At 59.6% G+C, this 22,577-nt stretch carries 23 protein-coding genes and 1 pseudogene; 9 read left to right on the top strand and 15 right to left on the bottom strand.

The features are described from left to right. Nucleotides 1–52: 52 nt before the first annotated feature. Nucleotides 53–703 (top strand): peroxiredoxin, encoded by a 651-nt coding sequence (locus tag GOW04_RS17545; protein WP_171117162.1) that lies wholly within the window; start codon nt 53–55, stop codon nt 701–703. A 227-nt stretch (nt 704–930) separates the two neighbouring features. Here the strand turns inward: GOW04_RS17545 and GOW04_RS17550 are convergent, their stop codons facing one another. The 3 genes from GOW04_RS17550 to GOW04_RS17560 form a co-directional block, all read right to left on the bottom strand. Continuing rightward, entirely contained in the window at nt 931–1,620 is a 690-nt protein-coding gene (locus GOW04_RS17550; protein ID WP_171233446.1) for an outer membrane protein, read from the bottom strand. Nucleotides 1,621–1,759: 139 nt separating this feature from the next. Continuing rightward, on the bottom strand, nt 1,760–2,260 hold the full coding sequence (locus tag GOW04_RS17555) for a helix-turn-helix transcriptional regulator (RefSeq protein ID WP_171233447.1): 501 nt from the start codon (nt 2,258–2,260) through the stop codon (nt 1,760–1,762). Between the two features lie 23 nt (nt 2,261–2,283). Continuing rightward, entirely contained in the window at nt 2,284–2,556 is a 273-nt protein-coding gene (locus GOW04_RS17560) for a PepSY domain-containing protein (protein WP_171233448.1), read from the bottom strand. A 236-nt stretch (nt 2,557–2,792) separates the two neighbouring features. Here GOW04_RS17560 and GOW04_RS17565 point away from each other — a divergent pair, with 236 nt between their 5' ends. Beyond that, nucleotides 2,793–3,428, top strand: a complete 636-nt coding sequence (locus GOW04_RS17565; RefSeq protein ID WP_171206719.1) for a DUF1326 domain-containing protein — start codon at nt 2,793–2,795, stop codon at nt 3,426–3,428. Nucleotides 3,429–3,642: 214 nt separating this feature from the next. Here the strand turns inward: GOW04_RS17565 and GOW04_RS22300 are convergent. Beyond that, nucleotides 3,643–4,443, bottom strand: a pseudogene (locus GOW04_RS22300) (Hint domain-containing protein); the annotation flags it as partial. Between the two features lie 175 nt (nt 4,444–4,618). Then, complete coding sequence (gene pnp / locus GOW04_RS17575; protein WP_152459385.1) at nt 4,619–6,769, bottom strand: polyribonucleotide nucleotidyltransferase; 2,151 nt, start codon at nt 6,767–6,769, stop codon at nt 4,619–4,621. Between the two features lie 482 nt (nt 6,770–7,251). Here pnp and GOW04_RS17580 point away from each other — a divergent pair, with 482 nt between their 5' ends. Next, a complete protein-coding gene (locus tag GOW04_RS17580) occupies nt 7,252–8,853 on the top strand; it encodes a BCCT family transporter (RefSeq protein WP_171233450.1) in 1,602 nt (533 codons plus the stop codon). A 342-nt stretch (nt 8,854–9,195) separates the two neighbouring features. Beyond that, entirely contained in the window at nt 9,196–9,948 is a 753-nt protein-coding gene (locus GOW04_RS17585) for a class I SAM-dependent methyltransferase (protein ID WP_171233451.1), read from the top strand. A gap of 163 nt (nt 9,949–10,111) precedes the next feature. Here GOW04_RS17585 and rpsO read toward each other — a convergent pair whose 3' ends face one another. From rpsO to rbfA, 6 genes are all read right to left on the bottom strand, one after another. Continuing rightward, entirely contained in the window at nt 10,112–10,381 is a 270-nt protein-coding gene (gene rpsO / locus GOW04_RS17590) for a 30S ribosomal protein S15 (RefSeq protein WP_152459381.1), read from the bottom strand. 143 nt (nt 10,382–10,524) lie between these two features. After that, the gene (locus GOW04_RS17595; RefSeq protein ID WP_171233452.1) at nt 10,525–11,538 is read right to left on the bottom strand and encodes a calcium-binding protein; all 1,014 of its coding nucleotides are present in this window, start codon (nt 11,536–11,538) and stop codon (nt 10,525–10,527) included. A gap of 94 nt (nt 11,539–11,632) precedes the next feature. Further along, nucleotides 11,633–12,136 (bottom strand): DUF1643 domain-containing protein, encoded by a 504-nt coding sequence (locus tag GOW04_RS17600; protein WP_171233453.1) that lies wholly within the window; start codon nt 12,134–12,136, stop codon nt 11,633–11,635. Nucleotides 12,137–12,157: 21 nt separating this feature from the next. After that, nucleotides 12,158–13,063: a tRNA pseudouridine(55) synthase TruB gene (truB, locus tag GOW04_RS17605; RefSeq protein ID WP_171233454.1), complete on the bottom strand. Its 906-nt coding sequence runs from the start codon at nt 13,061–13,063 to the stop codon at nt 12,158–12,160. A gap of 60 nt (nt 13,064–13,123) precedes the next feature. Beyond that, entirely contained in the window at nt 13,124–13,861 is a 738-nt protein-coding gene (locus GOW04_RS17610; RefSeq protein WP_171233455.1) for a phosphodiester glycosidase family protein, read from the bottom strand. Next, complete coding sequence (gene rbfA, locus GOW04_RS17615; RefSeq protein ID WP_152459376.1) at nt 13,858–14,253, bottom strand: 30S ribosome-binding factor RbfA; 396 nt, start codon at nt 14,251–14,253, stop codon at nt 13,858–13,860. The genes GOW04_RS17610 and rbfA overlap by 4 nt, the downstream gene beginning before the upstream one ends. 91 nt (nt 14,254–14,344) lie before the next feature. On the opposite strand from rbfA, the gene dapB reads away from it, so the two are divergent. Together dapB and GOW04_RS17625 are read left to right on the top strand one after the other, a co-directional pair. Continuing rightward, the gene (gene dapB, locus GOW04_RS17620; protein WP_171233456.1) at nt 14,345–15,154 is read left to right on the top strand and encodes a 4-hydroxy-tetrahydrodipicolinate reductase; all 810 of its coding nucleotides are present in this window, start codon (nt 14,345–14,347) and stop codon (nt 15,152–15,154) included. Between the two features lie 39 nt (nt 15,155–15,193). Further along, nucleotides 15,194–15,877 carry a DUF2306 domain-containing protein gene (locus GOW04_RS17625; protein WP_171233457.1) on the top strand — a complete coding sequence of 228 codons (684 nt, stop codon included), beginning with the start codon at nt 15,194–15,196 and terminating at the stop codon, nt 15,875–15,877. Here the strand turns inward: GOW04_RS17625 and GOW04_RS17630 are convergent. From GOW04_RS17630 to GOW04_RS17640, 3 genes are read right to left on the bottom strand one after another with little or no spacing between them, the layout of a single operon-like run. After that, nucleotides 15,864–16,532, bottom strand: coding sequence for an ureidoglycolate lyase (locus GOW04_RS17630; protein WP_171233458.1), 669 nt, complete (start codon nt 16,530–16,532; stop codon nt 15,864–15,866). The genes GOW04_RS17625 and GOW04_RS17630 overlap by 14 nt on opposite strands. After that, nucleotides 16,529–17,119 (bottom strand): HD domain-containing protein, encoded by a 591-nt coding sequence (locus tag GOW04_RS17635; protein ID WP_171233459.1) that lies wholly within the window; start codon nt 17,117–17,119, stop codon nt 16,529–16,531. Before GOW04_RS17635 ends, GOW04_RS17630 begins: the two co-directional genes overlap by 4 nt. Beyond that, nucleotides 17,116–18,252: a TauD/TfdA family dioxygenase gene (locus GOW04_RS17640; RefSeq protein ID WP_171233460.1), complete on the bottom strand. Its 1,137-nt coding sequence runs from the start codon at nt 18,250–18,252 to the stop codon at nt 17,116–17,118. Before GOW04_RS17640 ends, GOW04_RS17635 begins: the two co-directional genes overlap by 4 nt. A gap of 99 nt (nt 18,253–18,351) precedes the next feature. On the opposite strand from GOW04_RS17640, the gene GOW04_RS17645 reads away from it, so the two are divergent. Next, a complete protein-coding gene (locus GOW04_RS17645; protein WP_171229914.1) occupies nt 18,352–19,206 on the top strand; it encodes a LysR family transcriptional regulator in 855 nt (284 codons plus the stop codon). Nucleotides 19,207–19,210: 4 nt separating this feature from the next. Here the strand turns inward: GOW04_RS17645 and GOW04_RS17650 are convergent, their stop codons facing one another. Next, nucleotides 19,211–19,393 carry a DUF1674 domain-containing protein gene (locus GOW04_RS17650; protein ID WP_152459369.1) on the bottom strand — a complete coding sequence of 61 codons (183 nt, stop codon included), beginning with the start codon at nt 19,391–19,393 and terminating at the stop codon, nt 19,211–19,213. Between the two features lie 88 nt (nt 19,394–19,481). Between GOW04_RS17650 and GOW04_RS17655 the strand changes: the two genes are divergently transcribed. Both GOW04_RS17655 and GOW04_RS17660 read left to right on the top strand, forming a co-directional pair. After that, on the top strand, nt 19,482–20,741 hold the full coding sequence (locus tag GOW04_RS17655; protein WP_171233461.1) for an RsmB/NOP family class I SAM-dependent RNA methyltransferase: 1,260 nt from the start codon (nt 19,482–19,484) through the stop codon (nt 20,739–20,741). A 90-nt stretch (nt 20,742–20,831) separates the two neighbouring features. Further along, nucleotides 20,832–22,571, top strand: a complete 1,740-nt coding sequence (locus GOW04_RS17660; protein WP_152459367.1) for a heparinase II/III family protein — start codon at nt 20,832–20,834, stop codon at nt 22,569–22,571. The last annotated feature ends 6 nt before the right edge of the window (nt 22,572–22,577 follow it).

Below are 22,577 nucleotides of genomic sequence, written 5' to 3' on the forward strand. Positions count from 1 at the left end.
GATTAGGTTCCAAACAACCGATTCAGGTTTTTCACAGAGAAGGAGATGCCCCATGGGTTTGCGTATCAACGACACCGTTCCGAATTTCACGGCAGAAACGGATCAGGGCACCATTCAGTTTCACGACTGGATTGGCGATAGCTGGGCCATTCTGTTCTCGCACCCAAAGGATTTCACACCTGTTTGCACCACCGAGTTTTCGGCCGTTGCGCAGTTGAATGACGAATGGGCCGCGCGCAACACCAAGGTGATCGGCGTATCGGTCGATGGTGTCGAAGACCACAAAAAGTGGAAGAAGGACATCGAGGAATACGGCAAGGCCAAACCCGGTTTTCCGATCATCGCCGATGACGGTCTGGCTGTGTCCAAGGCTTTCGACATGCTGCCCGCCGAAGCATATCTGCCCGATGGCCGCACACCGGCTGACAGTGCCACGGTGCGTTCGGTCTTTATCATCGGACCGGACAAGCAGCTGAAGCTGTCGATGACCTACCCGATGACCGTGGGCCGGAACTTTGCCGAAATTCTGCGTGCGCTTGACGGTTTGCAGATGTCGGCCAAGGGCGTTGCGACACCTGCCAACTGGGTGCCGGGTGAAGACGTGATCATCCCGCCAACCGTGTCGAACGAAGACGCCAAGGCCAAGTTTGGCGAGTTCGAAACGATCTTCCCCTATCTGCGCAAGACCAAAGCGCCGTCGTAAGCCGGTTGCCGGGTCAGGGGGGCTGTCTGCCCCCCATCGTGCCCGCTGGCACGATTCCCCCCGAGGATATTTTTTCGCCAGATGAAGCAGGCGGTTGTTGCAGGTCGGGCGACCACTGAAATGTCCTGCGCGTGCTGTATTTTCGGGGTTTTCCGGGTGCCCCCGCGCCTGAGGCGCGAAGGCAAAGAGGGGCAGGAAACCGAAGAGAAACCTGACACCCGAAGCAATCAGAAATTATGGCGAAGTCCGAAATTGATGCTGAAAGTATCCAGATCGTCCTCGACGCTGCCGGTCAAAGCTCCGTTGGGGGCCAGGCGCTGCGACGAAACATCAAAGGCACGGGCGTAACGGGCATCAACGGTGAACGCTGTCGACGCGTTGATGTCATATGCCACACCGGCGATCAGCTGGGCGGCCAAGGTGGTGTCGGTGTCGTCCAGCGCCACACCCGGTCCGTAAGAAAAATCCAGATCCGAATAGGTGGCCCCCAGACCAAACCCGGCAAACGGTGTCAGCGCGCCGGCCTGTTTGAAATCGAACAGCAGATTGGCAAATAACGAGGTCTGCGTGACGTCGCCCGAGATATTGCCCTCGGGCCCCGGACCATTGCCGGTAAAGTTCACACCATCCACGTCACTGTCGCGATAAGACAGTTCCAGCTCGATCCGCGTTCCGATGATATCGTTGGACCATTGCGGGATTTCCTGGCCTATCGCGAGGCCCAGTCCGAAACCTGCGCCGAATTCGGCATCGACCGATTGCGTCGCGCCACCGATCGTCCCGGTGAAATCGCTGTCCTGTAGCTGGCTGTAGCCGATGAAGCCGTGAATATAGGTGCCGTCGCCCAGGCTCTGCGCGGCAAGCGCCGTTGCGCTGATCGCCAGAGCCGAAGAGGCGAGAATGAGGCGCGTGAACATAACCATCTCCAGTGTTCCAAAGTCCGCATGCCATGGATGTGGACGAGGCTGGCCCAAAAAGAAAGGCGCCGGGCCTTCACTTCGTTTCACAGGTTTTTAGGAATGTGTGAGTGAATAGACACGAGGTTCTGGCACTGTTTCAGGGCACATCCCTGACCAAGGGTTCTGACAGGAGTTCGTCGACAAAAAAACTGAGCAACTGCACCCTGCTGGAAACGCCCGCCTTTCGATAGACCGCAGCGCTTTGGGCCTTGATCGTCCCTTCTTTCGTCTGTCGCATTCCGGCGATTTCCGCGATGGAAAGACCCTTGATCGTCAGCATGGCGACGTCACGCTCAGCATCACTGAGCTTCCACTCGCTGAACTGGGTTTCGATGACCTGGGCAAAAGCCCCTTGCGCCACTTGCAGTTGCCGCTGCATGTCGCGCACCCGTCTGGACTGGGAGCGGATCAGGGCGATCGTGGCGCTCAGGCCGCCAACAAGCGCCAGCGACAGAAACAGCTCGAACGAATGAAGGTGACGAAACCCTGCGCCGTCGCCGCCTGTCCAATCCAGCACCGCATCCGTCATGAAAAAGGCGGCGCAGAGGGCCTGCACCACCAGAAGGAGCCAGAGCAAAGACGTTTGAGGTACTTTCATGCGGCCCCTTGGACGTTGCAGGTTCAGTCGTCGTCCTCTTCGAGCTCGATGGCCGTCACCACCCCGTCCGTGTCAGACAGAACCAGTTCAGTTTCCACGCCATCCTTGGTGAGTTCAACCTCGATCTTCCCACCTTCGAATTCGATCTCTTCGATCTGGTACCCCTGGGCTTCAAGCGCCGCGCGGATATCGGCTTCGCTTGTGCCCAGTTTGTCGCCCAGTCCGACATTGGCCAAAGCAAGAACCGGTGCGGTTGCGATCAATCCCGTCAGTGTCAGCAGTTTCAAGGTTTCCATATCGCATCTCCTTTTTTGCGTTGTGGCGATGCGGTCGAACTGGGGATGGCAGCGGACACCTGCGATTGGTTTTTGGTTGAAACAGGGCGAATGGAACCAAGGTTTATGCCATTTGCGGCCGTTTGCGCGCGTCAGGTTCAGATTGCAATCAAGTTGTGATAGTTTGTTTTGCGGAAACATACGGGCATGTGACCAACGATGTCGGGCTTTCTGACTGTCCTGAACAGGAGAAAACCATGGCTTTTACAGATTGGTACGTCGAGGGAGAAAGCTTCGGAAACTGCAACTGCGGCTATGCCTGCCCCTGCCAGTTCGAGGAATTGCCGACGCATGGCGATTGCCGCGGCTTCGAGGTGCTTGAAATATCCTCCGGATATTTTGGCGAAACGGATCTGAGTGGAACCAAGGCTGCGTTGATCTATGCATGGCCAGGGCCAATATTCGAGGGTGGCGGCGAAATGCAGGTGATCGTCGACCCCGCGGCGTCACCGGCGCAGCGCGATGCGCTGGAAAAAGTCTTTCACGGCGAAGAAACCGAAGAGATGGCAACCCATTGGTACGTGTTCCGGGCCATGTGTGAGACGGTGCACGACACGCTGTACCTGCCGATCGAGCTTGAGATGGATATCGAAGGACGAACGGCCAGTGTTACTGTTGGCGACGTTCTAAAGTCGACCGGGCGCCCGATTCAGGCCCCGCATGGTGGCGGCGAACACCGTGTACGTATCGATATTCCCGGTGGGATCGAATTCACCATTGCCGAGATCGGCAGCGCCTCGACCCGAGCCGATGCGGCGATCAAACTGGATCTGAAAGACAGCTACGGCCAGTGGCACCTGTTGAAACATGGCCCCGGTGGCGTCGCGCACTGACCTGCGGTCAGGCGGCTTTCGCGGATTCATTGGGGCGGACCTTCCAGCCCGGAACCGCCAGATCCGCCGACAGCACCCGGACTTCGAAAGGTTTGAGGACCGGCAATGCGGTCGAACCGTAACTGCCTTCACCATTGGCAAGTTCCGGGAACAGTTCGAACAGCTGGCTTCGGGTGGCGGGTGCCATTGCCCCAAGGCTGGTGTCGCCGGGGAAAAAGGACTCGGACCAGATTCCTTCGACATTCACCAACTCATGCTGATCAAAGAGGATATGAATGTACTCCACCCCAAGTGCGGGCGTTTCCTGAACGATGGTATGCCCATTGATCAGCCCCTTTGCGGGGGCCAGCATCGCTGCTTCGCAATGCATAAGCTCCATCATGGTCGACGTCACGGCAATCCGGTGCTGTGGGGAAATGACGAGATCGCGGCTTGGGCTGTTCGGCCCGAAACAGCCCGCCTTGATCCGTACAGGGGACAGGTGCGTGTTTCGCCGCAACTCAGCCGCGGACAACCGGCGCTTGCCGATCCAGCGGACCGGGCGGGCATGGCCGCCGGCGGTGATGACCGGGTCGCCGGGCTCCAGCGCCTCGACCCGGCGCAGCCCAGTCGGTGTCTGGATCAGAGATCCTGTGGTGAAACACACGAAAGAAGGCAAAGTGTCATACGCGGATGGCGGCGCGGTGCCGGCAAAACTCGTATCTGAAATCGTGTCGTTCAGTTCGGCCTGACCCGAAGTGACTATGATGTAACGCGGGTTTGAAAACTGGATCAGGATGAACGTGACCGGCGCGCCATCGACCGTTCCTGTGTAGTTTTCGAAAGTACTGAAATTCTGGGTCGAGCCGGAAAAGCCGGGAAGAGACCCGAGGTCAAGTTGCGAGCTGCCATCCGGGTCGGGATCTTGCAGCAGAGCGTCATTATCCGTGACGTCGACCGAATACGCAGCAGTAATATCAACACTGCGGTTGCTGAACGGGTCTGCGCTGATTTCGTAAACAGTAATCGATGCCACGGTCGAACAGCTTCCTTGAAAACGGCAATATCCCCCTTAAGGTTGAGCTAATACACGCAATAAGTGTTAATAATTGATTTACCAAAGTTGCGGCGCAGTTAACCGTCCTACTGCCGCGCAAACAAAAAGGCCCCGGATGAAACCGGGGCCTTCCGCTTTGGGTCAGAGGGGCAGATTACTCTGCGTTTTCCTCTTTCTTTTCTTTCTTTTCCGGAACGATCTCTTCGCCGGTCTCCTGATCGACGACTTTCATCGACAGGCGCACCTTACCGCGATCGTCAAAGCCCAGAAGTTTGACTTTGACTTCCTGACCTTCTTTCAGAACATCCGACGGATGGTTCAGGCGGCGGTTTTCGATCTGGGACACGTGGACCAGACCGTCGCGCTTGCCAAAGAAGTTCACGAAGGCGCCGAAATCGACGATCTTGACGACTTTGCCGGTATAGATCTGACCTTCTTCAGGTTCTGCCACGATCGAATGGATCATGTCATAGGCCTTCTTGATCGACTCACCATCGGGCGAGGCGATCTTGATCACGCCATCGTCGTTGATGTCGACCTTGGCGCCCGAAACCTCGACGATCTCGCGGATGACCTTGCCGCCCGAGCCGATCACTTCGCGGATCTTGTCGGTCGGGATGTTCATGGTCTCGATGCGCGGGGCATGGACAGAGAAATCGTTGGTCTCGGACAGGGCTTTGCCCATCTCGCCCAGAATGTGCATCCGGCCTTCCTTGGCCTGTGCCAGGGCGGTTTCCATGATCTGCGGCGTGATGCCGGCAACCTTGATGTCCATCTGGAGCGAGGTGATGCCGTTTTCGGTACCCGCAACCTTGAAGTCCATGTCGCCCAGGTGGTCTTCGTCACCCAGGATGTCGGTCAGAACAGCGTATTCACCGTCGTCTTCCAGGATCAGACCCATGGCCACACCGGCAACCGGCGCTTTCAGCGGAACACCCGCATCCATCATCGACAGCGAACCGCCGCAGACAGAGGCCATCGAGGACGAGCCGTTGGATTCTGTGATCTCGGACACCACGCGAATGGTGTAGGGGAAATCGGTCGGCGCAGGCAGAACCGCCTGAAGCGCGCGCCATGCCAGTTTGCCGTGGCCGATCTCGCGACGGCCGGGCGAACCAACGCGGCCAACTTCACCCACCGAATACGGGGGGAAGTTGTAGTGCAGCAGGAAGTTCGATTTGAAGTTGCCGTGCAGCGCGTCGATGAATTGCTCATCGTCGCCGGTGCCCAGCGTGGTCACGGCCAGCGCCTGTGTTTCACCACGGGTGAACAGGGCAGAACCGTGGGTCCGGGGCAGAATCGAGGTTTCCGCAACGATCGAGCGGACATCGGTGGTCGAACGACCGTCGATCCGCTTGCCGCCCCTGACGACGTCGCCGCGCAGAATGCCGGCTTCCAGCTTTTTCATCGCGGAACCGAGATTGCCGTCTTCCAGCTGCTCTTCGGTCAGCGCTTCTTTGATCGCTTCGCGGGCGGCGGCAACGGCGGCGGTGCGCTCTTGCTTGTCGGTGATCGCGAAGGCGGCGCGCATCTGCTCTTCACCGGCGGCCTTAACGGCGGCATAAAGCTCGGAGTAATCCGGCGCCTGGAAGTCAAACGGCTCTTTCGCGGCTTCTTCCGCCAGCGAGATGATCAGGTCGATGACCGGTTGGATCTGCTCATGCGCAAAGTTCACCGCACCCAGCATTTCCGCTTCGGACAGTTCGTACGCTTCCGATTCCACCATCATCACGGCGTCTTTGGTGCCGGCCACAACCAGGTCCAGACGCTGTTCGGGGTTCAGGCGCAGGTCCTGCATGTCGTCCACGGTTGGGTTCAGGACATATTCACCGTCGGTGTATCCCACGCGGCAGCCCGCGATCGGGCCCATGAACGGTGCGCCCGAGATGGTCAGAGCAGCCGAAGCAGCAATCATCGCAACGATGTCGGGATCGTTGACCAGATCGTGGCTCAGCACGGTACACATCACCAGGACTTCGTTTTTGAAGCCGTCAACAAACAACGGACGGATCGGACGGTCGATCAGACGCGCGGTCAGCGTCTCTTTCTCGGTCGGGCGCGCTTCGCGCTTGAAGAAGCCACCCGGAACCTTGCCGGCGGCATAGTATTTCTCTTGGTAATGCACGGTCAGCGGGAAAAAGTCCTGACCGGGCTTCTGTTCCTTGGCGAAGGTCACGTTGGCCATGACGCTGGTTTCGCCCAGGGTGGCAATCACGCTGCCGTCAGCCTGACGGGCAACCTTGCCGGTTTCCAGTGTAAGCGTTTCCTCGCCCCACTGCATCGATTTCTTCGTTACATCAAACATATGCGTATCCTAGATGGGAGCACTCCCGCCCCTGCGGGTCTCCCGTTTTGCGTGGCGGCCCCATTGCCGCCGACCCCAATTTATCTTCCATTCGAGTGCCGGGGTCAGGGCACAACGTCTCAGATACCGCGCGCATACATGAGAATGCGTTGGAAGGAAAGCGAAACTGCATCGGATGGCCGTTTCATGCCGGGACTGGCTAATGCTGCCACCGGGTGCAAAAGTTTCAAGCCCGAACAACGATCAACTTATCAAGTCGCTGTTGGTTCTTCAGGTCCGGGGTTACGGGAACCCGGAACAGCATGTAGCGCTAACATATCCGCAATCGAATGCATTTTGTAAAAATATGAAGGCAGTATAAGCTCTTATCACTAAGCCTGCGGTCGAAATGACGGAAACGCGCCAAGGGGGTTAACTAACTCATTCCCGTCCGCCGACCGAATACCTTGGCGTTTGCAGACAGCGAACAGAAGGGCAATCGAATGGCACAAACAAAGAAGATGCTGGATCCGGACCCCCGGATTTACGACTTCGAAACGGAATATGAACTGGGGCAGGATAACGTCCGGCCGTTTGGCTTGGACATTCACAACCCGGTCTTTCTGATCTCGAGTATCATGATCTTTGCGTTCGTTCTGATCGCATTGGCCAACCAAGAGGCCGCAGCTACGTTTTTCGGCTGGCTCCGGCCTTGGCTGACCAGCACGTTCGATTGGTTTCTGGTCCTTTCGGTAGATGCAATCACCCTGTTTTGCCTCGTTCTGATCATCCTGCCCGTCGGCAGTGTGCGGATCGGCGGCAAGGACGCCAAGCCTGATTATTCCTACGCTGGATGGATCGCGATGATGTTCGCCGCCGGTATTGGTATCGGTCTTTTGTTTTTCGGTGTGATGGAGCCGGTCTACTACAACTTTGCCGAAGACGGGAATGCGCGCCCACTGGGTATCGATATCGCTGTTCCGGGCAATGAGTATATCGGCGTTGTTGGAACCATTCACCATTGGGGGCTGGAAGGCTGGGCGGTTTACGCCGCAGTCGGCCTGAGCTTGGCGATCTTCAGCTATAATCTGAACCTGCCCCTGACTTTGCGTTCGGCCTTCTATCCAATTCTGGGTGAACGGGTCTGGGGCTGGTGGGGTCATATCATCGACACGTTGGCGGTTTTTGCCACGTTGTTCGGATTGACCACATCGCTCGGTCTGGGTGCTCAGCAGGTTGCCGCTGGCCTTTACGAGGTTTTTGGCATCGAACCCAGCCCCACCGTCGTGGTTCTGCTGATCATTGGCATTACGTTGATCGCGCTGGGCTCGGTTTTGCTGGGCATGGATGCGGGCGTCAAACGGCTGAGTGAGATCAATATGGTCATGGCCGTGGGGCTGTTCCTTTTCGTCATCGCTGTAACGGGCATTGGCACCGCCATCGCGCGGTATTTCAACGTGATGACTGATTACGTGCTGCACCTGCCCGCGCTGTCGAACCCGTTCGGACGAGAAGACACCAGCTATTTCCACGGTTGGACGACCTTCTACTGGGCGTGGTGGATCGCATGGTCACCGTTTGTTGGCATGTTCATTGCCCGCATTTCAAAGGGCCGTACGGTGCGCGAGTTCGTAATCTGTGCGCTGCTGGCGCCAACAGCCGTCTGTGCCCTGTGGATGTCGACCTTCGGTGGCGCGGCCATCGACATGTTGAACGCAGGCGGAGCAGAAGGTGTGCGCGCGACCGTGATCGACAGCTACGCCCCCGAGGGAGCGCTGTTCGGTTTCCTGAAGGAGCTGCCGCTTTACGGCATCGTAGCCCCGATCGCCTTAGTCCTGATCGTGATCTTCTTCGTCACTTCGTCTGATTCCGGATCTTTGGTGATCGACACGATCACCGCAGGCGGCAAGATGGACGCACCCGTGGTTCAGCGCGTGTTCTGGTGCACTTTGGAAGGCTTGGTTGCCATCGCATTGCTGTTGGGAGGCGGTCTTTCCGCATTGCAAGGCGCGGCGGTTTCAACCGGCATCCCCTTTACGCTTGTGGTTCTGATAATGTGCTACTGCCTGTGGCTGGCGTTGAAATCAGAAAAGGCGAAAATGTAGAGCCGAAGATTTTCCATCAACGAGACGCCCGCCGATTGGTGGGCGTCTTCGGTTTTGTGGAGCCTGCATAAAGTAAAGAGATCTGCGCGAAGTCTTGACCGGAATTTTACACCCGTCAGCGCGAAGAAAACCGCAAGGGCCGGGCGCTGCGCTTGATGCCGGATGCCGAACACCCGGGCGCAGGATGTCAGCAAGGCAGGGAAGCTGCCAACTTTACGCTGGCCTGGAAACTTGCCCGCTTTGCCGCATGTTCCGGAATATTGCTATTGCGTTGACATTGAATACGCAGAATAGGACGTTCACGCGAAGAAAACCGCTTTGGACCACCCTTCGGAGGAATGAGTGTCAATTGTTGATGTCCTGGCTGCGCGACTGATCGAAGATGTCAAATCCAATGACCTGTCAGGTAGCTTTCTGATGCTTGGGCGGCAGGATTGGATTGGTGCGCGCCGGTCTGCGTCCGCCGCATTGTTCAGGGAAACCTTGCAGAAATACCTGCCCGGAGTGGCCGAAGCTGACCTTTGCAACCCGGATGATGGATATTCGGAAACGTTCTTTCGAAAGCTTGGGTTCTCGGAAGTGGATTCGCTGGATTTTTCGGATTTCGAAGGTGCGAGCATCGTTCAGGATCTCGCGGGGGACTTGCCTGAAAATCTGGTTGGTCGGTTTGACGTTATCTATGACGGTGGAACATGCGAGCACGTGTTCGACTTGCCGACCGCCTACCGGAACATCGACAAGATGCTGAAGCCCGGGGGTGTGTTTATCGCGCATTCGCCATCGAACAACTGGATCAATCACGGCTTCTATCAGATTTGCCCAGAGATCGTGTACGGCTTTTGGGTCAACGCCATGAACTATGAGGCTCTGAAATGCGTGTGGCAGCCATTGAGGCCATACGCCGCCCGTGACGTGGTGAAGATGACGGATCCCAACAAGACAAAGAAACGTCCGCGACCGCTGGGAACTTTTGGTCCGGGATTGCCTGTTCTTCTGGATTATGTGGTTCGAAAACCTGTTGCCGGCACCAAGACAAGTGCAAGTGTGTCGCAAAGTGACTATGCCACGCGCTGGGAAAACACGCAGAAAGCTTAGAACCAAGTGCCGCAACGGACATTCCCTGACGGCCACGGAATGCTCAGCTGCTCTGGCAAGTTAAGAGGGATGTATCGCTTACGGCGGATCCAACGGAAAACGCCCGCCGGTTGGCGGGCGTTGAACCGGAAAACCCGGTTTCAGGTCATTTGCAAAAAAGCGTTTAGCGGCGGATGCCCAGCTTTTTGATCAGGTCCTGGTAACGCGCTTCTTCTTTGCCTTTCAGGTAGTCCAGCAGCTTGCGGCGCTGGGCAACCATCTTCAGCAGACCGCGACGACCGTGGTTGTCTTTCTTGTGGGTCTTGAAGTGCTCGGTCAAAGTGGTGATGCGCGAGGTCAGGATGGCAACCTGTACTTCAGGCGAACCGGTGTCGCCCTCTTTGGTTGCGAATTCTTTCATGACGCGTGCTTTTTCTTCAGCAGTGATCGACATCGGGGTCTCCTTCAAAGGTTAGAGTTAATGGCGCAGGCCGGGATGTCGTCCAGCACAGGCCCATGGAGAAAACCGCACCGATTCCGATGCGGATGGGCGCGTATAAGCGCATTTTCACCAAATGGCAAAGGGAATTTGCGGGCTCAGACCATCTGCCCGTACTGGGCCAGTTGCGCTTCGGTGATCAATTGTATGTCGGCCACCGTCATGCCTTGAGCCCCGTATACCTGCGCCACTTCCTGACCGTTGATCATGACCCGGGTCAAGTTGGCGTTTTCAGCGTCGGGTTCCACCTCGATCTCCGGGTCAGCCTCATCCTCCCAGGTGACAAGCAGCTTGTCCTCACCGGGTTGGAATCCCATGACGGTCACGTCTTCGTCACCCGGGCTCAGCACGATGTCATCAGCGCCCTGCCCACCGTTAACCACATCCCCGCCGCCTGCCACAATGGTGTCGTCACCGGCGCCCCCATTCAGGAAGTCTTTTTCGGCTGCGCCTTCTTCGAGGCCAAAGACAAAGTCATCGCCGTCGCCGCCAAAGACCGTATCTTCACCTGCGCCACCGTTCAGGGCATCGTCTCCGAACCCGCCCTGCAACGCGTCATCATCGGCCCCGCCCGTCAGAGTATCGTCGCCCTGACCGCCATAAAGTTCGTCTTCGCCTTCGCCGCCATCCAGGGTGTCGTCCCCGAAATGGCCGAACAGGGCGTCGTCCCCCTCATTGCCGAACAGAAAGTCTTCATCCGCCTCTCCGTGCAGAACATCATGACCCTGACCGCCCGAAATCGTGTCTGCATCTTCGCCCCCGTGCAGAACGTCATCGCCCTTGCCGCCGTCGATGGTATCATCGCCGCCAAACCCGTTGATCTGGTCGACACCGTCCTGCCCGGTGATCTGGTCAGGGCCATCGCTGCCGGCAATCACCAGGTCTCCTTCGAATTCAGAGATTACGGTGCCAGTGGACTGGGTTTCGATGTCGGGATTTACCGGGTCTTCGACGTTTTCGCCAATCTCAAGAAACTCTCCGGTGTCGGGTTCCGTTTCCGGGTCCTCGTTGGGGCCGTCCTCTGAAACGTCGTCGTCTTCGATCAGCATGTCGCTCATCGCGTATGCGGCACCGCCGATGGCGGCGAGTCCAATCAATCCGGCCAGAAACATGACACCTCTCCGATCGCAGAATGCTCCGAGGGTGAACATCCCATGCAATCGGCAATCGGGTCAAATCTAAGTTATTGAAATGGTTAATACTTTATCACCATTGCTCGGGCTGTTGGCTGTAGGCGATATAAAGCGGGTGCTTGGGGTGACCGTCTTTGGTCAAACCCAGATGGAACAGCGGCTGGCCGGTGTTGCGCAGCAGGGTTTCCACCGCCGGGCCCCGATCCAGATGCGCACCATGGGTGCCCCAGGCGGCGATGACCTGATCGGCCCACCGAACACCTTCCAGAATGGCGGCGTCATTTTCCGGGCCTACCGGATCGGCAGCAGCGCGCATCTTGCGCGGATCGGTGTCGCGCCAGGCAAAGATGTTGGTCACCTGAAACGCGCCGAACCCCAGCGCCCGGGCACGACGTTCGCAGCGTTCAACCGTCGGGTCGTTCTGCACTTCGGTCGCGGTTGACGGGTTCAACATGACAAACAGCGCCTTGCGCCCTGCCGGGTCCCACACGCGGGTCAGACTATAACGGTATTTTTCGCAGTCGGAGTAGATGGCGGTCGAGGGCGCATCGCCCTTGGTGTGCGTTCGGGTGATCATGCCTTTCGCCTAACACGTGGTTCAGGCGGCGAACACCCGGCTGGGATGCAATTCGCCCGATTTGTAAACCCCCACGGCCACGGCCTTGCCATCCAGCGAGGCCCATGCCTCGTCGCCGTATTCAACATCCGAGGCCAACACCATGCCCGGGTTGCCATTGCGCAGGCGGATTGCGCCGTCGGGGGTGCATTTGAGCTCTGGCAGGTCGGACAGGCCGGCTTCCAGCGGGTGCAGATAGTCGTCCAGCGCCGTGGTCTTTGCCATTTCGTCGATCTGTTCGATGCTCAACCCGTTTTCGGCCTCGAACGGTCCGGACCAGATCCGGCGCAGTTCCCGGACGTGGCCGTGGCATCCCAGCGCTTCACCCAGATCGCGGGCGATCGAGCGGACATAACCGCCCTTGCCGCAGGTCATCTCCAACACCACGTGATCCGGGTCGGGGCGATCGACAAGGATCAGTTCCTCGACCCAAAGAGGACGGGCTGTCAGTTCCACGTCTTCGCCGTCGCGGGCCAGTTTATAGGCGCGCTGGCCGTCGATTTTCACGGCGGAAAACTTGGGCGGAACCTGCATGATGTCGCCCAGAAACGGGGTCAACGCCCGCTTGATGTCTTCGTCTGACGGGCGAGCATCGCTTTCGGCAATTACTTCGCCCTCGGCATCGTCAGTGTTGGTGGCCTGGCCCAGACGGACAGTGAAGGTGTAGGCTTTCAAAGCATCCGTGATGTAGGGAACGGTTTTGGTCGCCTCACCCAGAGCCACGGCCAGAACGCCGGTCGCTTCGGGGTCAAGCGTGCCCGCATGGCCCGCCTTTTTGGCATCCATCGCCCAGCGCACCTTGTTGACCACAGCGGTCGACGTCATGCCTGCGGGTTTGTCCACCACCAGCCAGCCGGAAATGTCGCGACCCTTGCGTTTGCGTCCCATATAGCACCTTCAATCTTGCTGAGGCGCGCGACCTAGCGGATCGCCATCGTCCTGTCAATTTCAAGGTGCGTCTTCGACCACACCCACGATCGGCCCCAGCGAAAACCCGACATCGGACCGATTGTTCGCGCGGTCATACATGCGAGAGATATTGCCATCGAAGAACAGCGCATTCGGAGTTTCCAGCACGTCGCGGAACAGACGGCCGAATTCGTGGAATGTGACGTAATCTTCGGAAATCGCAAACACCGCACGGGTGCCATCGGCGCTGGTGCCCACCCCGTTGCGCACATAGAGCGAGGTCGAATCGGGCAGGAACCGGGGGTGCAGTTCACCATCGATCACCAGCATCGGGCCGGATTGGCTGGCGAACCGGCAGTCGGGGGCCCGATCGATGAAATCCAGCGTCTCGAACACGTCAGCGCGGCCCTCGCGGATGCAAAACACGCCGTTGGGCAGCAGGCCAAAATTGCCGGGGCCGGGGTTGGAGATAACCCGCATGACCTCTTTGCCGTTCTCGACATAATGGCCGACGGGCGAACGGTCATCGTGGTACATGCCCGCGTTCATTGCAAAGGCCAGACGCTTGCCGCTGGGGGCCAGCGCCTCGTTCACCGACGAGAAATGCCCCAGCAGATCCCCGTTTTCGTCGTTGAGAAACAGGCGCAGGTCTTCGTTTTCCGCGTCGACCTCGCAGACGGTATAGCGCTTGTCATCATGGGTCAGCTTTTCGCAAGTGACCGCAGAGGCTTGCGCGGCCCAGACAACCGCGCCCAATGTAACGAATGCCCGGATCACTCGTCCAGATCGCGGCGCACCGCGTCCTGTTCGAACATGCGGCGGGTGTCGTCCAGACGATCGAACGTGTCATCAAGGCGGAACCGAAGATCGGGCGAGAATTTCAGGCCGACCTTTTTGCCAACCATGCGCCGCAGTTCACTTTTGTTGCGGGCGAGCAGATCGATCACGTCCTCCTGCCCTTTGCCGCCCAAGGGCAGCACATAGGCGGTGGCGATTTTCAGATCGGGCGAGGTGCGCACCTCGCCCACTGTGATCGACATGCGGTTCAGGTCGGGGTCGTGGACATCTCCGCGCGCCAGAACCTCGGACAGGGTGCGGCGGATCAGTTCGCCGACGCGCAGCTGTCGTTGGGACGGGCCGGGGCCATCGTGGAATTTGTTCTTTGCCATAATCCCCGATCTAAGCGCAAACCGGGGCTTTGCCAAGCGGGCGCGAACGGGGTAGGAGGCTTTGAGCAGTTTGCAGCAAGGGAATACCGCCATGACCCATATTCCGGGTATCGTCATCACAGGGGCTTCGGGCCGTATGGGGCAGATGCTGATCAAGACCGTAACCGACAGTGATCAGGCACGTCTGGTCGGCGTGGTCGAGCGCACGGGGCATGACTGGGTCGGTCAGGATGTGGGCGAAGCCATGGGTGGCCAGGCGCTGGGCGTCAAAGTTACCGATGACCCGCTGGAAGCTTTTGCGCAGGCACAGGCGGTGATCGACTTTACCGCGCCCGAGGCGACGCTGGACTTTGCCGCTTTGGCCGCGCAGGCGCGTTGCGTGCATGTGATCGGCACGACCGGCATGACGGATGAGCAGATCGCCGCGCTGGAACCGGCCTCGCGCCACGCGGTGATCGTGCGGGCAGGGAACATGAGCCTTGGCGTCAATCTGCTGGTGCAACTGACCAAGAAAGTCGCGGTTGCACTGGATGAGGATTTTGATATCGAAATCATCGAAGGGCATCACCATCACAAGGTGGACGCACCATCCGGCACCGCGCTGATGTTGGGCGAGGCCGCCGCGGAGGGGCGCGGCGTCAAACTGTCGGATGTGGCCGACCGGGGGCGGGATGGCATCACCGGTGCGCGCAAGCGTGGTGACATTGGCTTCCACGCCATTCGCGGCGGCGACATCGTTGGTGAACATGACGTCCTGTTCGCCGCGCCCGGCGAGCGCATCGTCCTGCGCCATCTGGCCAGCGACCGCGCGATTTTTGCCCGTGGCGCGCTGAAGGCGGCGCTGTGGGGGCAGGGGAAGGCACCCGGCCAATATGACATGGTGGATGTGCTGGGTCTGTGAGCCATAGACGAAGCGGTCGCCGACGCTAAGCTTTGATTCATGAGGATTCGGCGCTCTGGACTGGCAACCGGCATTTTGCTTGCGGTGTTTTACCTGACACTGTTGCCATTCGTTGCGCATGGCGTTGGATTGATCGGCAAAGGCCTGTCGCAGGACGCCGCCCGGCGCAGCTATTTGTTCGCTGATGGTGAGAATGTCGGCAATGCCGCGATGTTGGTACACATTCTGGCAGGAACTTTTCTGGTCGCACTCGTCCCGCTTCAACTGTTGAAGGGGCTGCGGCTCAAGTACAATCGATTTCACCGTATGATGGGAGCCTGTCTGGTGGCGCTGGCTTGGATCACCGGGCTGGCGGGCATGATCTATATTCCCCTGCGCGGAACCATCGGTGGGCCGCTGATGTCTGCCGCCTTTTTTCTGTACGGGCTGTGTCTTTTCACGGCTGCGCTGATGGTGGCGCGCAGGGCTTTGGAAGGGGATCGCGCAGGCCATTGGGCATGGGGATTGCGGCTGTTCTGGCTGGCGTTGGGGTCGTGGCTTTACCGAGTCCACTATACGCTTTGGTACCTGCTGACCGGAGGGGTGGGGTCAGAGCCCGATTTCTCGGGCCCTTTTGATCTGGTGCAGAATTTCGCTTTCTTTGTGCCTTATCTGCTGGCCGTGCAGATCTGGATTGCGCGCCGGCGCCAGAGGCATCAGGGGGCGTTGGTCACAAATCCCTGACTTTGTCCGCCCGCAGCGGGCAGGCCAGATAAACGCCGAACTCTTTGCCGATATCGGCGCTGACCCGCGCGTGGACCCGGCCCTGACGATCCAGAAAACGCTGGTTGTCCTCGACTGGGAAAATCCCCTCGTGCCAGATGCCGGGATGGATATAGAGCCCCTTTGACCCGTCACACCAGAATGCCACCACCTTGTCCGGGGTCAGATTGTCGCCAGGCAGGGCCGCGGGCACGATGAAGGGCTTGTTGTCCAGCGGCCAGAACATCTGGCCGCCATCGGGGTGATAGTTCATATGCCACAGCAACACCTGATTCCGCGGGGCCGTTTGTCGGTCGGTTTGCGCCTGCTGAGGGTCGGCGGACCAACCCAGCACGTAATGGCCTTTGACCGCCTCGTTCTCACCGTAAAGCACGTCACCCTGCCAATCGCATTTGAACGTGCCTTCAACCCAGCCGCCTTCGTCACCCGTGCCGTCGTCAATCGGTCGCCAGCCCTGCTGCGGCCAGCGTACGATCTTGATTTCAAAGGTTTCGGGGTCGCCGACCAAACAGCCGTACCCCCTTACCGTGCTGTCCGTCGCCCGGATCAGGGGAACCTCGTGCCACGGCAGGGATGGCTTGGAACTGGCCTCGAAGATGTACTCGGGTGCGGTCATGATGCCCCCAGGTGTTTGTCGACCATGCGCTGCACCATCGGTGCGAAATGGGCGAAATCCGGTGTCTCCATATCCGCCCGTTTGCCGGCCTCATCCAGATACCGGACCTGAATGATTTCTTTCAGGTTCGGATTGGATTCGAAGGCGGCGACTTCTTCGGCGCTCATCGGGCCGCCTTGCAGTTTCAAGGTATGGACCGAGGCGGCAGAGAGGCGGTTGAAATATTCGGGCTTGGTGGCGCAGAGATACCGTTTGGCGGCCACGTGATAGCGGCAGCAATCGGTGATGACCGAAGGGAAGAACTGTTCCAGCACCTCAGCACCCGCATCTTCGTGGTGGCGATCTTCGGTATCATCGGGGTGGTAGGTCCCGAATTCGGATGTGAAATGGCCGATATCATGCAACAAGGCGCCGACGATGATCTCTTCAGGCTGGCCGTTCTGTTCGGCGATGGTGGCGCCTTGCAGCATGTGCTGGGCCATGGTGACGGGTTCTCCAAGATATTCCTCACCACCACGGCGTTCGAAGATATCCCCGATGAAGGCGACGATATTGTCCCGGTTCAGGGTCGAGAAATCGGGCTTCATTCCGCTGCCTCCGGCTGCGTCATCTCCATCGCCGCCAGTGTGGACAGCAACCCGTCCTTGTCGGCATAGCATCCCTGCAACCAGCGCGAACCGGCACCGGAATAGCCCAGCCGTGCATGCAGGACACGGGTGTTGTCGACGATGAAGCTTTCGCCCGGCTCCAGTTTGAACGACACGCCCATGGCCGGGTCGTCGATGATCTCGCCCAGTTGGCGGTAAGCTGCGTAATAGGCTTCCATCCTGTCGAAAGGCACGTCCACGAAAGGCGCTGAGGAACGGTTGTTGAAGCGGATGCCAACCAGTTCGCCATCCGGCGACAATTCGATCATCGGACGGCGGGACCGCAGGCAGACACCGTCTGACCCCTTGTATTCAAACCGCGCCGGGTAGCCTGCCAGCAGCGCAAAACCTTCGGGGTTCTGCGCACGCAGCTTTTCGGCAGCGCGAAAGCCATCGACCACGATCGAGTCGCCCCCTTCGGCGCTGTTTTCCAGACAATAGAGGATTTGCAGCGTCGGCACAGGGTCGCGATAGGGGTTGTCGGTGTGGGCCTGCAAGCCAAGCCCGGTATAGGCGAGGTTGGTCGGGTTCACTTCCGTCCGAACCTCGAAATAAGGGCCATAGTTGGTTTCGCGGACATAGCCGAACAGGTCGGCCACTTTCAAAAGCGATTCCGGTTCGGTTGGCCCGCCCGTCAGCTTGGCAAAGCCGTAACTCGCTACAGACGCCAACCAGTTGCGTTTGGCCGCAGGGCTGGCATGAACCTCGTTCCAGTCGCCAGAGGGTGCGGCGATCCGGCCTTCCCAGGTGATGATGCCGGGGCCGGTGCGGCCCAGCGTGTCGTCCCGTTCGCAATCATAGTTGTGTTCGGCCAGCCATTCGGCCGGGAAAGTAACGGTTTTGTCTTCGGGCTGGAACGTGACCTGAAGGCCGCCCGCGACAACCTCGGCTGAACTGACCGAGATGTCAGCAGGGATATCGCCGATGGTGATCAGCCGCTGGCCGTTGCCCGGGGCCCGGGTTTCCGGGTCCAGCGCGTTGTCGCGCAACCAGACGGCGTGAAAGCGGGCTTGCGTTCCTGTGTCGAACGCGACGGTGACGACCGAAGTGTCATGGGTGGCGGTGCGCAGCATTTGGGGTCTCCTGTTCGGCGCGAGCTTTGGTTGAGCAGATACGCTGTTCATGGCATTACGACAATTAATCCTTATTTCGGCTGAGGCTTGGAAAATCTAATGGCTAAGAAAAAGATCGGGCTACCGCCACTGGACTGGCTGCGCGTGTTCGAGGCCGCCGGGCGTCTTGGTGGGTTCTCGGCGGCAGCCAAGGAGTTCGGGCTGACGCAGGCCGCTGTCAGCCAGCGGATCGGCAACCTCGAAGCCTGGCTGGGCCGATCCTTGTTCGTGCGCGAGGCGCGGGGCGTGTCACTGACGGTCGAAGGTGAAAGCTATCTGCCCTTGGTGCAGGACAGCCTTCGCGCGCTGGAGCGCAATACCGAGGACCTGTTTGGCAAATCCCCGCGTGAGCTGCGCGTGGCCGGCTTGTCGTCGAACATCCACGCACTGGTTCTGCCTGCGCTGACCCGGTTTCACGAGATGCAGCCAGAGGTTCGGGTGATGACCGACTCGGTCGCGCGCCGGTCGTCTTTGGACGAAGAACGAACCTGGCTGCAAATCCGATATGGTCGGGGCATCTGGGCCGGGCGTGATGCCGACCTGATCGCGCCTGAGGTCCTTGCCCCCATGGCGCCGCCGGGTGTCGACTGGGGCGCTCCATTGATTGACCTGCGCGGAGAACGCCCCGGCTGGAGAGAATGGAGCCAGAAAAACGGCCAGCTGGACCTGCCGCAATCAAAAATCAGCTTTGATTCGATGGAACATGCGATTTCGGCTGCGCGGCGCGGCATGGGTGTGGTTTTGGGATCTGTTCCCTTGGCCCTTGCCGACCTGCAAGAGGGGCGGTTGCGGCGGCTGGACTTACCCGAATTGCACACCAAAGACGGGTACTGGCTGACCTGGCCTGAAGACCGGGCGAAGTCCAGAAAACAGCGTGCCCTGATCGAGGATTTCCTGAATGCGCTGCGTGGTTGACCGTTCAGAAATCGATGGCGATGCCCTTCTTTTCCCAGTCACCATAGCGGGCCGGATCCGGTCCGTCTCGGCCACCCAGCTCTTTCGGCAATTCCCGGGCCTCGGCTTTGGCTTTGCGGCGGCGTTCTTCCGCTTCGGCCAGGGCGCGCTGGGCGGCGGGGGGCAAGTCTTTGCGGTCGTCACTCATGACATCGGGTTCCTTTCCTTGCGCAGTCTTGATATACGCCCGCGTCCGCCATTGGCAATGCGGACGCAGGTCACATGAAGGCGGTACAATGTCTAACAGCGCGACAGCAGCACGGCGCAGCGCAATCTATCTTTTGGATCAGGTTCTGGGCGAAGGTCGCCTGCTGGCCGAGTGTCTGGCGGCGGGCGCAGTGGATCGGTTGGAACCCGAGGATCGCGCGCGGGCCCAGCGACTGGCGTTGGAAACACTGCGTGGGCTGGAACGGGCCGACCGCCTGCTGGCCAACCACCTGAACCGAACACCCGCTCTGACGGTCCACAACGCGCTGAGACTGGGTGCGGTCGAGCTTTGCAACGGCGAAGCCGCCCATGGCGTCGTCAATTCCATGGTCGAGATCGTCAGCCGTTCGCGCAAGCATGGTCGCCTCAAGGGGTTGGTGAATGCCGTTCTGCGCAAGGTTGCGGCAGAAGGCCCCGAGGCGTGGCCGAAGATGCGCGTTCCGCGTTTGCCGGACTGGTTGCGTGAACCGCTGATCGCAGCGTGGGGCACGGATGCCGTAACCGGAATCGAGCAGGCACATTTCGCGGGTGCGCCACTGGACCTTAACTTGAAACCCGGGGCGGAAGGCCCTTCAGGCGAGATCCTTCCGACCGGGTCGGTGCGGTTGCACAATGCGGGTCAGGTCTCGACCCTGCCGGGGTACAAGGCCGGAGACTGGTGGGTGCAGGATGCGGCGGCCGCATTGCCGGTTCGCCTTCTGGCCCCGAAGGCGGGCCAGAAAGTGCTGGATCTGTGTGCGGCGCCGGGTGGGAAAACGATGCAGCTTGCGGCCGCAGGGGCTGATGTCACGGCACTAGACGTATCGGACTCACGGATGGAACGGGTGCGCGAGAACCTTGCAAGGACCGGCCTCAGGGCAAAGGTCATCGTGGGCGATGCGCTGGAACACGAAGACCGGTACGACGCGATCCTGCTGGACGCGCCGTGCTCGGCCACGGGTACGATTCGCAGGCATCCTGACTTGCCGTTTGCCAAGGACGGTTCGGAATTCGGCGGCCTGATCGAGCTCCAGTCGCGCATGTTGGCCCATGCGTGGGGCTTGCTCAAACCCGGTGGGCGTCTGGTCTATTGCACGTGTTCCCTGCTGCCGGACGAGGGGGAAGTTCAGGTGGAAGAGGCGCTGGACATGTATTCGGACATGAGCGTGGATCGCGACGCGCTGAACTTACCCGGTGTCGAAACGGATTGGATCACCGAAGAAGGCGGCTTGCGATTGCGCCCGGATTATTGGCCGGATCGAGGTGGTATGGACGGGTTCTATATCGCGTGTCTGACCAAAACCGTCTGAACGCACGCTTTTCGATGACTTGACGATCGGCGCGGTCTATCGTTGGGTCTCAAGCGCCAGCAGAGCGCAAGGGGCAGAGTAACACGCGTCATGTCGAAATCAGACACCATGGCCAGTCGGTGGATGCGGTTTCAGAACCGTTTCTATGCGCGCCTGAGCCAACGGCAAAAGGCGGTCACAGGGTTTGTTGCGCAACCGGATCCGCGCTCGGTGGGTTCGTTCGCACGTGGCCGGCAACTGGTTGCCGGAAATCTGTTGTTCGCCGGCTATCTGGTCGAGGCCGAAGATACCGGGCTTTGGGATGTCACCGCCCCCAGTGCCGGCTTTGACGAAGAACGTCACGGCTTTGCGTGGCTGGATGATCTGGCCGCGGTCGGAGACATGCGTGCGCGGGAAAAGGCGCAGCGCTGGGTCTGGGGATGGATAGAATCTCATGGCCGCGGGCAAGGGCCCGGCTGGGCGCCTGATCTGACCGGACGTCGGGTGATGCGCTGGATCAACCACGCACTTTTTCTGCTGCGAGGGGCGGATGAAAAACAAAGCAAACTGTTTTTCCGCTCGCTGGCCCAGCAAACATGGTTCCTGTCCAAACGCTGGCATGCCGCAACCCCGGGACTGCCCCGGTTCGAGGCGCTGGCCGGACTGGTACAGGCCGGGCTGGCGCTGGAGGGTCTGGAGCGGATGGCCGACCCGGCCCTGCGCGCCCTGGCCGGGGAATGCGACCGTCAGGTGGATGCGCAGGGCGGAATACCAACCCGCAATCCGGAAGAATTGCTCGAGGTGTTCACGCTGCTCAGCTGGACTTCGGCGGCGCTGAATGATCTTGGTCGCGGGACGCCTGCCGCCCAGGCCAATGCGATCAAACGGATCGCGCCGACCTTGCGCAGCCTGCGCCACGCGGATGGGGCCTTGGCGCGGTTTCATGGTGGCGGGCGCGGTGTCGAGGGGCGACTGGAACAGGCCCTTGCCCAAAGCGGCGTCAAACACAAGGCGGCCACCGAATTGCCGATGGGCTATGCCCGTCTGTCGGCTGCACGCACCACGGTGATCGTGGATGCCAGCATACCGCCGTCGGGGGCGGCCTCTTACAATGCGCATGCCTCTACTCTGGCGTTCGAGTTGACCTCGGGGCGGCGGCCGCTGATCGTGAATTGCGGGTCGGGGGCCAGTTTCGGGCTGGAATGGCGCCGCGCAGGACGGGCGACGCCGTCGCACTCGACGCTTTGCCTGGATGGGTTCTCAAGCGCCCGGCTGGCCAACCCGGTGCCGGGGCGTGAAGCGCAGGCGCTGGTGGACGCACCACAGGAGGTGCCCGTTGATTTCGAGGATGCGTTCGAGGGGATCCGCTTTATGGCGGGGCACGATGGATACGCAAAGGTCTTTGGTCTGACCCATGCGCGGACCTTTGAGTTGCGATTTGACGGGCGCGAGCTGACGGTCGAGGATATTCTGCTGACGGCGACCGACAAGGCAAAGCGTCAATTTGACAAGGCGATGGACGCTTCGGGCCTCAAAGGCATTGGCTATGACATCCGGTTTCACCTGCATCCGGATGTCGATGCGGCGCTGGATTTGGGCGGTGCGGCGGTATCGATGGCGCTCAAAAGCGGTGAAATCTGGGTTTTCCGCCATGACGGCGTTGGAAAATTGTCCGTCGAGCCAAGCGTTTACCTTGAAAAAGGGCGTTTGAAGCCACGCGCGACAAAACAGATCGTTCTATCCGGGCGCGCAATGGAGTATGCGACGCGCACCCGGTGGACTCTGAGCAAGGCACAGGACACAGCCTATGCCGTGCGCGATACGCATCGGGACGAGCCCGAGTTAGACTGACGCCAA

This window comes from Ruegeria sp. HKCCA4812, assembly GCF_013034245.1.
GTDB lineage: Bacteria > Pseudomonadota > Alphaproteobacteria > Rhodobacterales > Rhodobacteraceae > Ruegeria.